The sequence below is a fragment of the Rhodococcus sp. NPDC055112 genome (assembly GCF_053607505.1).
The window spans coordinates 18145-29866 of sequence record NZ_JBSGTR010000017.1; the positions used below are offsets into that span (position 1 = coordinate 18145).

The 11722-nt window shown below is 67.4% G+C and carries 13 protein-coding genes, 1 tRNA gene and 1 other RNA gene; 12 read left to right on the plus strand and 3 right to left on the minus strand.

Going from position 1 to position 11722, the window contains the following annotated elements; translation table 11 throughout:
• Nucleotides 1-5 precede the first annotated feature (5 nt).
• Together ACWFRB_RS10840 and ACWFRB_RS10845 are read left to right on the plus strand one after the other, a co-directional pair.
• Nucleotides 6-1754 (plus strand): N-acyl-D-amino-acid deacylase family protein, encoded by a 1749-nt coding sequence (locus tag ACWFRB_RS10840; protein ID WP_452640909.1) that lies wholly within the window; start codon nt 6-8, stop codon nt 1752-1754.
• A gap of 27 nt (nt 1755-1781) precedes the next feature.
• Nucleotides 1782-2564: an SDR family NAD(P)-dependent oxidoreductase gene (locus ACWFRB_RS10845; RefSeq protein ID WP_452640910.1), complete on the plus strand. Its 783-nt coding sequence runs from the start codon at nt 1782-1784 to the stop codon at nt 2562-2564.
• A gap of 632 nt (nt 2565-3196) precedes the next feature.
• Here the strand turns inward: ACWFRB_RS10845 and ACWFRB_RS10850 are convergent.
• Nucleotides 3197-3781: an HhH-GPD-type base excision DNA repair protein gene (locus ACWFRB_RS10850; RefSeq protein ID WP_027501682.1), complete on the minus strand. Its 585-nt coding sequence runs from the start codon at nt 3779-3781 to the stop codon at nt 3197-3199.
• 110 nt (nt 3782-3891) lie between these two features.
• Between ACWFRB_RS10850 and ACWFRB_RS10855 the strand changes: the two genes are divergently transcribed.
• Nucleotides 3892-4545: a DUF5701 family protein gene (locus tag ACWFRB_RS10855; protein ID WP_452640912.1), complete on the plus strand. Its 654-nt coding sequence runs from the start codon at nt 3892-3894 to the stop codon at nt 4543-4545.
• 34 nt (nt 4546-4579) lie between these two features.
• On the opposite strand, the gene ACWFRB_RS10860 is transcribed toward ACWFRB_RS10855, so the two are convergent.
• Complete coding sequence (locus ACWFRB_RS10860) at nt 4580-5869, minus strand: aminotransferase class I/II-fold pyridoxal phosphate-dependent enzyme (protein WP_452640913.1); 1290 nt, start codon at nt 5867-5869, stop codon at nt 4580-4582.
• Between the two features lie 45 nt (nt 5870-5914).
• Nucleotides 5915-6009: signal recognition particle sRNA small type (ffs, locus tag ACWFRB_RS10865), an RNA gene on the minus strand.
• 106 nt (nt 6010-6115) lie between these two features.
• Here ffs and ACWFRB_RS10870 point away from each other — a divergent pair.
• The 9 genes from ACWFRB_RS10870 (at nt 6116) to ACWFRB_RS10910 (ending at nt 11720) form a co-directional block, all read left to right on the plus strand.
• Nucleotides 6116-6203: transfer RNA gene (locus ACWFRB_RS10870), tRNA-Ser, on the plus strand.
• 193 nt (nt 6204-6396) lie between these two features.
• The gene (locus ACWFRB_RS10875) at nt 6397-6519 is read left to right on the plus strand and encodes a hypothetical protein (RefSeq protein ID WP_452640914.1); all 123 of its coding nucleotides are present in this window, start codon (nt 6397-6399) and stop codon (nt 6517-6519) included.
• Nucleotides 6520-6646: 127 nt separating this feature from the next.
• Nucleotides 6647-7204, plus strand: coding sequence for a TIGR03086 family metal-binding protein (locus ACWFRB_RS10880; RefSeq protein ID WP_452640915.1), 558 nt, complete (start codon nt 6647-6649; stop codon nt 7202-7204).
• A gap of 199 nt (nt 7205-7403) precedes the next feature.
• Complete coding sequence (locus ACWFRB_RS10885) at nt 7404-7526, plus strand: hypothetical protein (RefSeq protein WP_452640916.1); 123 nt, start codon at nt 7404-7406, stop codon at nt 7524-7526.
• A gap of 357 nt (nt 7527-7883) precedes the next feature.
• Nucleotides 7884-8012, plus strand: coding sequence for a hypothetical protein (locus ACWFRB_RS10890; RefSeq protein WP_452640917.1), 129 nt, complete (start codon nt 7884-7886; stop codon nt 8010-8012).
• A gap of 104 nt (nt 8013-8116) precedes the next feature.
• The gene (gene gluQRS, locus ACWFRB_RS10895; RefSeq protein ID WP_452640919.1) at nt 8117-9100 is read left to right on the plus strand and encodes a tRNA glutamyl-Q(34) synthetase GluQRS; all 984 of its coding nucleotides are present in this window, start codon (nt 8117-8119) and stop codon (nt 9098-9100) included.
• 137 nt (nt 9101-9237) lie between these two features.
• On the plus strand, nt 9238-9759 hold the full coding sequence (locus ACWFRB_RS10900) for an RDD family protein (RefSeq protein WP_452640920.1): 522 nt from the start codon (nt 9238-9240) through the stop codon (nt 9757-9759).
• Between the two features lie 88 nt (nt 9760-9847).
• A complete protein-coding gene (locus ACWFRB_RS10905) occupies nt 9848-10885 on the plus strand; it encodes a hypothetical protein (RefSeq protein WP_452640922.1) in 1038 nt (345 codons plus the stop codon).
• Nucleotides 10886-10985: 100 nt separating this feature from the next.
• Nucleotides 10986-11720 carry a queuosine precursor transporter gene (locus ACWFRB_RS10910; RefSeq protein WP_452640923.1) on the plus strand — a complete coding sequence of 245 codons (735 nt, stop codon included), beginning with the start codon at nt 10986-10988 and terminating at the stop codon, nt 11718-11720.
• The last annotated feature ends 2 nt before the right edge of the window (nt 11721-11722 follow it).

Genomic DNA, 11722 nt, shown 5'->3' on the forward strand with positions numbered 1-11722 from the left:
CTGCGATGAGTTACGACGTGATCATCAAGAACGGCCGGTGGTTCGACGGCACCGGCGCACGGTCGGACACCAGGAACCTCGGTATCCGTGACGGGCGGGTGGCCGCCGTGTCGGTCGATGCACTCGACGAGTCGGACTGCCCGCAGGTGGTCGACGCCGCCGGGAAGTGGGTCATCCCCGGCATGGTCGACATCCACACCCACTACGACGTCGAGGTCATCCTGAGTCCGGGGCTCAAGGAGTCGGTGCGGCACGGCGTCACCTCGATCTTCCTCGGGTCGTGCTCGCTGTCGGCGGTCCACGCCGACCCCTCCGACGCGGGCGACCTGTTCGGCCGGGTCGAGGCCATCCCGCGCAAACACGTGGTCGACACGCTCACCGAGTCCAAGAACTGGACCTCGGCGCACGAGTACGTCGAGGCGATCGAGGCGCTGCCGCTGGGTCCGAACGTGGCCTCCTTCATCGGCCATTCGGACATCCGTGCCGCGCAGATGGGTCTGGACCGGGCGACCCGCAAGGACGTCAAGCCCACCCCGGCCGAACTCGACGCGATGGCAGCCAAACTCGAGGAGGCGCTCGACGCGGGCTTCATCGGCATGTCCTCGCAGGAACTGCTGTTCGACAAGCTCGACGGCGAGGTCTGCCGGTCCAGGACCCTGCCCTCGACCTACTCGACACGGCAGGAACGTCGCAGGCTCAGCGCGATCCTGCGGCGCCGGGGCCGGGCATTGCAGGCCGGCCCGGACGTGGGCCGCCCGCAGTCCATGGTCGCGTTGGCGCTGAGCAGCGTGGGGCTCTTCCGCCGCCCCTTGAAGGTGAGCCTGCTCTCGGCCGCCGACGTCAAGGCGATACCGGCTGTGGCGCACGTCTTCCCGGCGATGGCGCGGGCCGTCAACGGAATGCGCGGCGACTTCCGGTGGCAGCACCTGCCCGTGCCGTTCGAGGTGTACTCCGACGGCATCGACCTGCCGGTCTTCGAGGAGTTCGGATCCGGTGCCGCGGCATTGGACCTGTCCAACCAGCTCGAGGCGCGGAGCGCACTGCTGGCCGACGAGTCCTACCGCCGCCGGTTCCGCAAGGACTACGACAAGAAGTACGGGCCGCGGGTCTGGCACCGCGACTTCTTCGACGCCGAGATCGTCGAGTGTCCGGACGAATCCGTGATCGGCAAGACCTTCGGACAGGTCGGAGTCGACCGGGGTGGAGTGCACCCGGTGGACGCCTTCCTCGACCTGGTGGTCGAGCACGGCACCAAGGTGCGGTGGCGCACCACGATCTCGAACCACCGCCCCGAGGTGCTCAACAAGTTCGCTTCCGATCCCGGTATCCAGCTGGGCTTCTCCGATGCAGGCGCGCACCTGCGCAACATGGCCTTCTACAACTTCGGCCTCCGCCTGCTGCGTCGCGTGCGCGACGCCGAGCAGGCGGGGACCCCGTTCATGTCCGTGGAGCAGGCGGTGCACCGGCTCACGGGTGAGCTCGCCGACTGGTACCAACTCGACGCCGGGCACCTGCGAGAGGGTGACCGGGCCGATGTGGTGGTGATCGACCCGGCGCATCTCGACGCCTCGCTCGACGCCTATGCCGAATGCCCGGTCCCGGAGTACGACGGACTCTCCAGGATGGTCAACCGAAACGACGACGCGGTGTCGGCGGTGTTCGTCGGCGGCGAATGTGTCGTCCGAGACGGGGAACCGACGCCAGTGCTCGGGACCCGTCGCACGGGACGGTTCCTGCGGGCGGGCGAAAAGTGACCCACACAGCGATGAACGGAAATGCAGATGAGTGAGAACCGGTTTGCCGGCAAGACGGCGGCGGTGACCGGCGCGGCGTCCGGTATCGGCGAGGCCATCGCCATCCGCCTGATGGCCGAGGGCGCCAACGTCGTCGGGATCGACCTGGCAGGTGATGCGCTCGGCGCCATGGCCACCGAGTTCGGCAAGGCGTTTCTGCCCGTGACCGCCGACGTGACCAAGGAGGACGAGGTCGCGGCGGCCCTGGACGCCGCGGTGACCCGGTACGGGGCACTGGACCTGGCCTTCAACGTGGCGGGCGCGTCCCGCGTCGGCGCGATCGTCGATCTCGACGAAGCCGACTGGGACTTCACCGTCGACCTCGTGCAGAAGGGCGTCTTCCTCTGCACCAAGCACGAGGCGCGGCGCATGAGTGCCGGTGGGCGCGGCGGGGCCATCGTCAACGTCTCATCGCTGAACGCCCACGTGCCGATGCCGGGGGGAAGCCCGTACGCGACCGGCAAGGCGGGTGTCGAGATGTTCAGCAAGAACGCCGCCCTCGAGCTGGCATCGTCGGGCATCCGGGTCAACTCCGTGCTGCCGGGACTCGTCGACACCCCGCTGGTCGCCCCGGTGCTGGCCTACGAGCCCGCGCAGGCGATGTTCCTCGAACGCATCCCGATGGCTCGCGCCGCAACGCCCGACGAGATCGCCGGGCCGTGCCTGTACCTGGCCAGCGAGGACGCGGGCTACATCACCGGCGCGAGCCTGGTCGTCGACGGCGGCTGGGAACTGTCCAACTTCCCGAACTTCAGCAAGCTCGCGGGCTGATTCTCGGCCGCCGAGCGATCTCGAGCTGTCCGCCTCCGGGCGCTCAGCAGTAGACCCGCTCGGCGGCCGAGGTGCAGTGTGCTCAGTTTCGTGGAGCCCTTTGTGACAGGCCCGATACGCGGATCCGATAGTGACCTTCGGCGCATGTGGGATTTTTAGAAGAAACCGGCCAGTCCGCCAGGTTCGATGCGGAACATGCACAAGAAGTTGTTACTGGGGGCCGCTTCCATCGGAGCCGCCCTTCTCACAGGCTGTTCATCCGCGGAATCGGCCCCCATTGCTGCTGCCGCTGTCGAATCACCGGCAGCGATCCAGTCGAGTGACCCGACCACAACGGGCATGACCCCCGCCACCACTGGTCAAGGGCCCGCAGCCGGGTCGCTTGAGCACTCAGCCTACGGCGACGCATGCGCAGCGACACGCGAATACGTTGGTTGGAAAGTAGCGAATGGCGTGTCTCCGGATTCGATCACGGCAGACGAGTTCATGCAGTGGCCCGCACACGGATCCGAATGGGATTCGGCCGGCTCGGCCGATCAAGCTGAATTCCGGCGCGGCATCGAGGATGCAATCAACGGGACCTGCTGACCCGACGACCCGGTATCCCGTTCACCTTTAGACCCGCCGAGCGCTCACTTCGCCTTTGCGGCCTTCGCCGCAGCCTTCGCGGACTTCTTGAACTCGCGGACCTCGCCGAGGGTGCGGTCGTCGACGACGTCGGCGATGGACCGGCGCGAGCCGTCGTCGCCGTACGCCCCGGCCGCTTCCCGCCAGCCCTCCGGCGCGACGCCGATCTGCTTGCCCAGCAACGCGAGAAAGATCCTGGCCTTCTGATCCCCGTAGCCGGGCAGCGCCTTGAGTCGCTTGAGAACCTCGCGGCCGTCGGGATCACCCTCGGTCCAGATCGCCTCGGTCCGGCCGTCGTAGTGCTCGACGAGGTAGATGCACAGGTCCTGGATTCGCTTCCCCATCGACCCGGGGAACCGGTGCACGGCGGGCGGGGTCGCGCACAGCGCGAGGAACGCGTCCGGATCCATCTCAGCGATCTTGTGCACGTCCAGGCCCGACAGCCGATCGTCGAGCTTCTTCGGCCCGGCGAAGGCCACTTCCATCGGGATCTGCTGATCGAGCAGCATCCCGATCAGCAGGGCGAGGGGATCCGCGGCGAGCAGCGCGTCCGCGTCAGCGTCTCCGGCGAGGTGCAGCGTGAGTGCCATGGCCCGATCCTGCCATTTCCGGCGACGAACTATCGACCCTCCCGACGTCCGGGAACAATCGCGCGGCACCGCCCGTTGAGTTCAGTACACCGTACGGAAGCGAGGGGTCCTTGACTGCAAATCCGACAGACATCGAGTTCGACCGCCAGATCGGCGCACTCACCGAGGCGGGCTATCCCGTCCTGACCGGGCTCTCCGATGAGGACTTCGCGGGCGCGCTGGAACCGCTCCGCGCGGTGGTGCTCGCGCACCGGGAGAGCACCGCCGACCACGGCGAGGATCACATCCCGTTCGTCCTCGTCGTGGCCCGCACCGCGCAGGGCGCCTCCGTCGACGCGCACGAGGCGATGTCGCGCACCGCCCTCGGCACCCAGCAGGGGTTCGCCGACTTCGAGCCCACCGAGCTCGCCGCGTTCCGGCCGATCGAATCCGTCGAGGTACCGGACGGGATCGGATACGCGCTACTGAACGTCGACACCGGCACGGAGTATCTGAACGTCACGCCTGCGACGGCACTGACGTCGCTGACCGCGATGGGGCGGACCGGGCTCACCGTGGAGGAGGGCGTCGCTCTGATCACCGTGCGCCCCGACATGCTCCGCAAGAACAAGTGCTTCTCGCTGCTGTCGTCACGGTGCGACGACAAGCGGGTGCCCGCGCTGTGGATCAGCAGGCGCCGACCGAAACTGGGCTGGTGCTGGAACGGCAACCCGCACACCTGGCTGGGGTCGGCGTCGACGGCGGACCGACTGCCGCTGCCCTGACTGCGGGCAGGCGAGCCGGGCCAACCGGCCCCGGCTACGCCTGCTCGAGCGACTTCTCGGTGGCGGCCAGCAACACGCAGGTCGCCACGCCGTCCATCGCCTTCGCGAGGTCGTCGGTGGACGGGAAGCTCGGCGCAAGCCGGATGTTCTTGTCCTCCGGGTCGGTGCCGTAGGGGAAGGCCGAGCCGGCGGCGGTCAACGCGATGCCGGCCTCCTTCGCCAGGCTGATGACCCGCTTCGCGGTGCCCTCGACGACGTCGAGGCTGATGAAATAGCCGCCCTTGGGTTCGGTCCAGGACGCCACCTTCGACGACCCGAGCCGATCCTCGAGGATCTGCAGGACCAGCGCGAACTTCGGCGCAAGGATCTCCCGATGCCTGTCCATGTGCGCGCGAACCCCGTCGGCGTCCTTGAAGAACATCAGGTGCCGCAGCTGGTTGACCTTGTCCGGCCCGATGCTCTTCTTGCCCAGGTGCTTCTGGTACCAGGCCAGGTTCTGTGTGGACCCACCGACGAAGCTGACGCCCGCGCCTGCGAAGGTGATCTTCGACGTCGACGCGAACACGAACGGCCGGTTCGGGTTCCCGGCCGCCGCCGCGATGCCCAGCACGTCCAGCGGGGCCTCGAACTCCTCGACCAGCGGGTGCACCGCGTACGCGTTGTCCCAGAAGAGCCGGAAGTCGGGGGCCGCGGTCGGCATCGAGGCCAGCGTCCGCACGACCTCCTCCGAGAAGACCGCCCCGGTCGGGTTCGAGTAGGTGGGCACCGCCCACATTCCCTTGATCTGCGGATCCTCGGCGACCAGCCGGGCGATCAGCGCGACGTCCGGGCCGTCGTGCCGCATCGGGACGGGGATCATCTCGATCCCGTACGACTCGGTGATCGCGAAGTGCCGGTCGTAGCCGGGGCTCGGGCACAGGAACTTGATCTTCGGCTCCTGCGACCACGGCCGCACCGAGTCCGGGGTGCCGTGCAGCAGCGCGAACACGATGACGTCGTGCATGATCTCGAGGCTCGCGTTGTTGCCTGCCAACAGGTTCTCGGTCGGGATGCCGAGCAGTTCGCCGAAGATGGCGCGCAGCTCCGGCAGTCCGGTGAGCCCGCCGTAGTTGCGGCAGTCCACCCCGTTCCCGTCGCGGTACTCCGCTCCTGGCAACGCGAGCAGCGCCTGCGAGAGGTCCAGCTGCTCGGGCGACGGCTTCCCGCGGGTCAGGTCGAGGGTGAGCTTCTCCGTCTTGAGCTGCGCGTAATTCGCGGACTGACGCTCGTGCTCCGAACGGAGTTCCTCATGGCTCATCAACCCAACTTGGGTTTGGGTAGGCATGCCGAAAGACCTTTCACCGGCGCGACTGTCGGAGGTGCGCAAAAATAAAGGGGACCCCGCGCACCCGGCAGAGCCCATTGACCCTTGCTGCCTTCCGGCCCTGGGGGAGTTCACAGGATGCGCGCCGCGCGGGATCCGTCCACGAGTGTAGCCATGCCCACCCGGGGGCGGACAGGCGGCCGAACTTTCACCCGGTTCGGGGGGCCGTTTTCATTTCCTGGTGGGTGAGCCGGTATGCTCGCCCACGGAGGATTCGCCTAGTGGCCTATGGCGCTCGCCTGGAACGCGGGTTGGGTTAACGCCCTCAGGGGTTCAAATCCCCTATCCTCCGCCACACGATGGCCCCCGATCTCCGGATCGGGGGCCATCGTTGTATCCGGGGCCGCTCCTGATGAACTCGTCCAGCGAGCCGCGCCCGTCCTCGCAGTTCTGCGAGATAGCACTCCCCCATTCGCCTCCCCCCTGCGCCCGCCGTTGCTACGGTCCTCATCACCCGATGAAACAAACCGACCATTCGGAAGGTTCACATGTCCAACGTCACCGACATCTCCTACCCGCCGACCATCGCCGCGGGCAGCCTCGAAGGCACCCCCATCGACTCGGCCGCCACCACCCTTCTCCAGCTGTTCTACGGCGGCAGCCTGAGCTGAGAATGCGCCGGATATCCCGGCCGCAGCCATGGCCCCGATCTTCGGACCGGGGCCATCGTTGTATCCAGGGTGGACGGATGTCGTGAATCTTCAAGACCAGCACGTCGGCGCGTCGCACCATGGAGCCATGACCACCACGACCAGCAACGCCGATCTCTACCGGCGGCTCGCCGCCGAACTCACCCGACGCGTGGAAGCCGTACCCGCCGACCGCTGGGAGAACACCTCCCCCTGCGAGGGCTGGACCGCAAGGGACGTGCTCCGGCACGTCATCGAGACCCAGTCCTTCCCGGTCAACGCGGCGGGCATGACGCTCCCGGCGGTCCCCGACGTCGATGTCGATCCCGTCGGGGCCTGGACGCAGACCCGCGACGCCGTGCAGGAGATCCTCGACGATCCCGAGCGCGCCGATCGCGAGTACGAGGGCCAGATGGGCACGGCGAAGGTCTCCGACACCTTCGGCTCCTTCTACACCTTCGACCTGGTTGTGCACGGCTGGGACATCGCGAAGGCGACCGGCGCCGACACGGCCATCGATCCCGAGGACCTGGCGATGCTCGCCCGCTTCGCCGAGCGGATGGGCGAGGCCCTGCACGGACCTGGGGTCTGCGGCCCCGTGGTCGCGGTTCCCGCCGACGCGGACGAGCAGACGCGGGTCCTCGGCCTACTCGGCAGGCGGGCCTGAGCCACCCCGAGACCATGTGACGGTCGACACTCTGTGAAGGACGCCGCCCGAACAGGAACGCGCGTGACCACGGCGATCGTTCCGGCCGCGGGCGCTCGCCGACGGTGACCACTTCGCTCGCACTGCGCGGCCCGGGACCCTTCATTACTGTCCGCGATGCGTCGGCCGTCGGCGCACAGTCCACTCGGGAGGAACCACCATGGCAGACACCGGCAGCTCCGCACTCGACACCGGCGCCGCGACCGCCGTCGACATCGACGGGATCCTCGGCACGACGATCAAGGCCGTGCTCGACACGCTGAACAACGTGACCATCAGCTGACGTCTTCTCACCCAAGATAGGCCCCGCCCAACAGTTTTCGGGCGGGGCTCTTTCGTTCCCTGAGCCGAATCTACGAACGACACTGCACATCAATGGATTTCAATGTCTACACTTTCCCCCAGAATCCACCCGGACGACAGGGGGCGGGTGTCACCACTCGCCGGGAGCGAACCATCTACACCCGCTCCTACACGATCCGTTCACGTTCCGGAAGGGTTGCGGCACAGGTTGTTTCCCGAAGATTTTGCGGACGTTAACCGAACAGAAACCCTGCGATTTCAACGGATGCGCGCGCGCAAAACCTCCGATACAGTCCGCGATGCAGATCGAACGACACAGACTTCCTGGAGGACACCCATGGCCAACATCACCCCCATCGCAGACGCAGGCGCCGACACCGGCAGCAGCGGAATCGACGTCATCTCCGAGGTTCTCACCGGCGCGGGCGGCATCTTCGGCAGCCTGGTCGGCGCGTTCAGCAGCTGAGCCCCCTCAGTTGCGCCGCGTCGGCCCCCGCCCCTCCCCGGCGGGGGCCGACGTCGCACCGGGACCATTCGGGGCGGGCGGCCCTCAGTCGTTAGGCTGACGGCATGCCACAGTCGGCCCCGCGCGGTGCAGTCGCGAGCGACCTGCAAGCAGTCGCAAGCGGTGCAGTCTCGAGCGACCTGCAAGCAGTCGCAAGCGGCGCCGGACGGTTCGCCCCGAGCCCGTCCGGCGATCTACACCTCGGCAACCTCCGAACCGCGATGCTGGCCTGGCTGTTCGCCCGCTCGACGGGCAGAAGATTCCTGATGCGAATCGAGGACCTCGACCGGGTGCGGGCGGGTGCCGAAACGCGACAACTCGACGACCTCGCGGCCCTGGGACTGGACTGGGACGGTCCGATCGTACGACAGTCGGAACGCCTGGCGCGCTACGACGCCGCCATCGACGAACTCACCGCCGCAGGCCGCACCTACGAATGTTTCTGCACCAGAAGAGAAATCCAGCAGGCCGCCTCGGCACCACACGGACCGGACGGCCACTACCCCGGCACCTGCCGCGACATGAGCGCCGCCGAGATCGCGGCCAAGCACGACTCCGGCAGGCCCCCGGCCATCCGGCTGCGCGCGGAGATCACCGAGTTCGCGATCGCGGACGAGCTGCACGGCCGCTACACCGGCGCCATCGACGACGTGGTGCTCCGGCGCGGCGACGGCATCCCGGCCTACAACCTGGCCGTGGTGGTCGACGACGCGGAGCAGGGTGTGGACCAGGTGGTGCGCGGGGACGACCTGCTCTCCTCCGCGCCGCGGCAGGCCTACCTGGCCTCGCTGCTCGGGCTGACCGTGCCGCGCTACGCGCATGTCCCGCTGGCACTCAATTCCGACGGTAAGCGGCTGGCCAAACGCGACGGCGCCGTCACGTTGGCCGATCAGCGGGCCCGTGGTCGCACCCCCGACGAGGTGCGGGGAATCCTGGCCGCCTCCCTCAGAATGGCCGAGGCCGGCGACAAGCCCGGTTTGGACGAGTTACTTCGAGGTTTCGATCCCGTCGCGCTCCCGCGAACCGCCTGGGTATTCGCGGATCTTTAATGGATGTTTGCGCAATCGAAACGTATTCGGCGAACGGCAGGGTACCGGGCAATGGGGATCGCACGTAGGGTCACTAAGCACTGTGTATGACGAGCACCGTTGAATGGCAGCAATCAGACCGTATCCGAGGGGAAAACATGACCACCGGTGGATTTGATCAGAACCAGAACCAACCAGGCGAGCCTTCCTACCCGACTCCGCCGCAATTCAATGACCAGGTTGCGGGGGGCGCATTGCCTGGCGGCGCCGAACCCGGCAGCCTCGGACTTCGATTCGGTGCGCGGCTCGTCGACTACATCCTGGTCGGAATCGTCACCTGGATCCTGCTGATCGCCTTCGGCGTCACCGACAACATCGCGATCAGCGGGCTGGTCTCGGGCATCCTGACGTTCGCGTATTTCGTCATCTTCGACATCAGGGGCTGGACCCCGGGCAAGAAGATGCTCGGACTGAGCGTGCGCGGTCCCGGCGGCGGCAACCCGACCCCGCAGCAGGCCTCCATCCGCGAGGCGTTCAACCTGCTCAACGTCATCCCGTTCATCGGCGGGCTCCTGAGCTTCATCGCCGTCATCGTGATCGCCGTGACGATCAATTCGAGCCCCACCAAGCAGGGCAAGCACGACGAACTGGCAGGCGGAACCCAGGTCGTCAGGGGCTGATCGATCACCGCACGACCCCGCCACCCGAACCCGTCGTTGTTCGGGTTCGGGATGCACCACAACTCAACCGCACAAAAGAAGGAAGACTGTGAGCGAAAACCCACCGCCCGGCCAGCCTGGCAACGAGGGCAACCCGGACAATCCGATTCCGCCGCAGAATCCGCCTGCAGGCGGCTACCCGCCGCCGCCCGGACACCCGCAGCAGGGCGCGCCGCAGCCCGGTGGCTACCCGCCCCCGCCGGGCGGCTACCCGCCCCCGCCGAGCGGCACCCCCGGCGGCTACCCGCCTCCGCCCGGATACCCGCAGCAGGGCGCGCCGCAGCCCGGCGGTTACCCGCCCCCGCCCGGATACCAGCAGGGCGGCGCCCCCAACATGCCCGGCGGCTACCCGCCGCCCCCCGGATACGGTGCGGGCGAAGGCGGTTACCCCCCGCCGCCCGGGTACGGCGCGGACGCGTTCTCGGCTCCCGGCTTCGGTGGCCCGGGCGGCACCCCGCAGCTCACGGTCGGTGACGCGCTCGGCTACTCATGGAACAAGTTCAAGGCCAACGCCGGGATCTGGATCGGCATCGTGCTGATCGCCGCCGTGATCCAGGTGGCGCTCAACCTGATCTTCGGCACCGGTAACTCGGGCGACTTCTCCGAGGCCTTCACGGTGTGGGGCATCCTCGGCAGCATCGTCACCACGGTCGTCGCATATCTCATCCAGGCGGCGATGATCCGCGGCGCCCTGCACGAGGTGGACGGCAACAAGCCGGCGATCGGCTCGTTCTTCCAGTTCAACAACGTCGGGGCGATCATCCTCGCCAGCGTCATCGTCGGTGTGCTCTCGGCGATCGGCTTCGTGCTGCTGATCATCCCGGGCCTGATCATCGTGTTCCTGACCTGGTGGACGCTGCAGTTCGTGATCGACCAGAACCAGGACGCGATCACCGCGATCAAGTCGAGCTTCAGCGCCATCTCGCAGAACGTCGGAGCCCTTCTGCTCCTCGCGCTGGCGCTGGTCGGCATCAACATCGTGGGCGCGCTGCTGTGCGGCCTCGGCCTGCTGGTGACCATCCCGCTGACGGTCATCGCCTCCACGTACGCGTACCGCGTGGTGGTCAGGGGACCGATCGCCCCCTGATCCGGACAACCGGACAAACCGCGCACCCGCCGCAGGGCGCGAGCTCCTCCCACCCGGGTCGAGGTCGCGCCCTGCGGCGTTGTGATGCTTGGATGGCGTCGTGACAGTGTCAGAGCACGCCGAGAAGAACCCCGAGCACGCGACCTTCGCGCACGTCAGTCGCGGCTACTACCCCACGATCGTGGCGCTCTTCACCGCCGTGTTGCTGATCTCGAATATCTGCGCCACCAAGGGGGTGGCCTTCTTCGCGGGTGCCGAACTCAGCGTCGGCCCGCTGCAGATCCTGCCGATCATCACCGACGGCGGGTTCTTCCTCTTCCCGATGGCCTACATACTCGGCGATGTGCTCAGCGAGGTGTACGGCTTCAAGGCCACCCGTCGGGCCATCTACCTGGGCTTCGGGGCCCTGATCCTGGCTTCGGCGTGCTTCTGGCTGCTGCTGGAACTGCCGTCAGCGGACTTCTACGAGAACCAGGCGTCACTCGAGGCAGTGGTGGGGGTGTACCCCCGGCTGCTGCTGGCGGGCCTGTCCGGATACCTCGTCGGCCAGTTGCTGAACTCGCTGGTCATGGTGACCATCAAGGAGCGCACCAAGGAGAAGCACCTGTGGGCGCGGCTGATCGGGTCGACAGTGGTCGGCGAGTTCGCCGACACCCTGATCTTCTGTGCCATCGCGGCCGGCGCGATCGGGATCAGCACCTGGGGCGACTTTTTCAACTACCTGATCGTCGGCTTCCTGTGGAAGACGCTGGTCGAGGTGCTGGTCATGCCGATCACCTATCGCGCCATCGCCTACGTCAAGAAGCACGAACCGACGTACGTCATCGCGAGCTGACC

Excerpts from the sequence above, each read along its gene's own strand:
- ACWFRB_RS10885 (WP_452640916.1), top strand. The coding sequence starts at position 7,404 with ATGGCAGACACCGGCAGCTCCGCACTCGACACCGGCGCCGCGACCGCC.
- ACWFRB_RS10845 (WP_452640910.1), top strand. The coding sequence starts at position 1,782 with ATGAGTGAGAACCGGTTTGCCGGCAAGACGGCGGCGGTGACCGGCGCG.
- ACWFRB_RS10900 (WP_452640920.1), top strand. The coding sequence starts at position 9,238 with ATGACCACCGGTGGATTTGATCAGAACCAGAACCAACCAGGCGAGCCT.
- ACWFRB_RS10880 (WP_452640915.1), top strand. The coding sequence starts at position 6,647 with ATGACCACCACGACCAGCAACGCCGATCTCTACCGGCGGCTCGCCGCC.
- ACWFRB_RS10890 (WP_452640917.1), top strand. The coding sequence starts at position 7,884 with ATGGCCAACATCACCCCCATCGCAGACGCAGGCGCCGACACCGGCAGC.
- gluQRS (WP_452640919.1), top strand. The coding sequence starts at position 8,117 with ATGCCACAGTCGGCCCCGCGCGGTGCAGTCGCGAGCGACCTGCAAGCA.
- ACWFRB_RS10875 (WP_452640914.1), top strand. The coding sequence starts at position 6,397 with ATGTCCAACGTCACCGACATCTCCTACCCGCCGACCATCGCCGCGGGC.
- ACWFRB_RS10860 (WP_452640913.1), bottom strand. The coding sequence starts at position 5,869 with ATGCCTACCCAAACCCAAGTTGGGTTGATGAGCCATGAGGAACTCCGT.
- ACWFRB_RS10840 (WP_452640909.1), top strand. The coding sequence starts at position 6 with ATGAGTTACGACGTGATCATCAAGAACGGCCGGTGGTTCGACGGCACC.
- ACWFRB_RS10850 (WP_027501682.1), bottom strand. The coding sequence starts at position 3,781 with ATGGCACTCACGCTGCACCTCGCCGGAGACGCTGACGCGGACGCGCTG.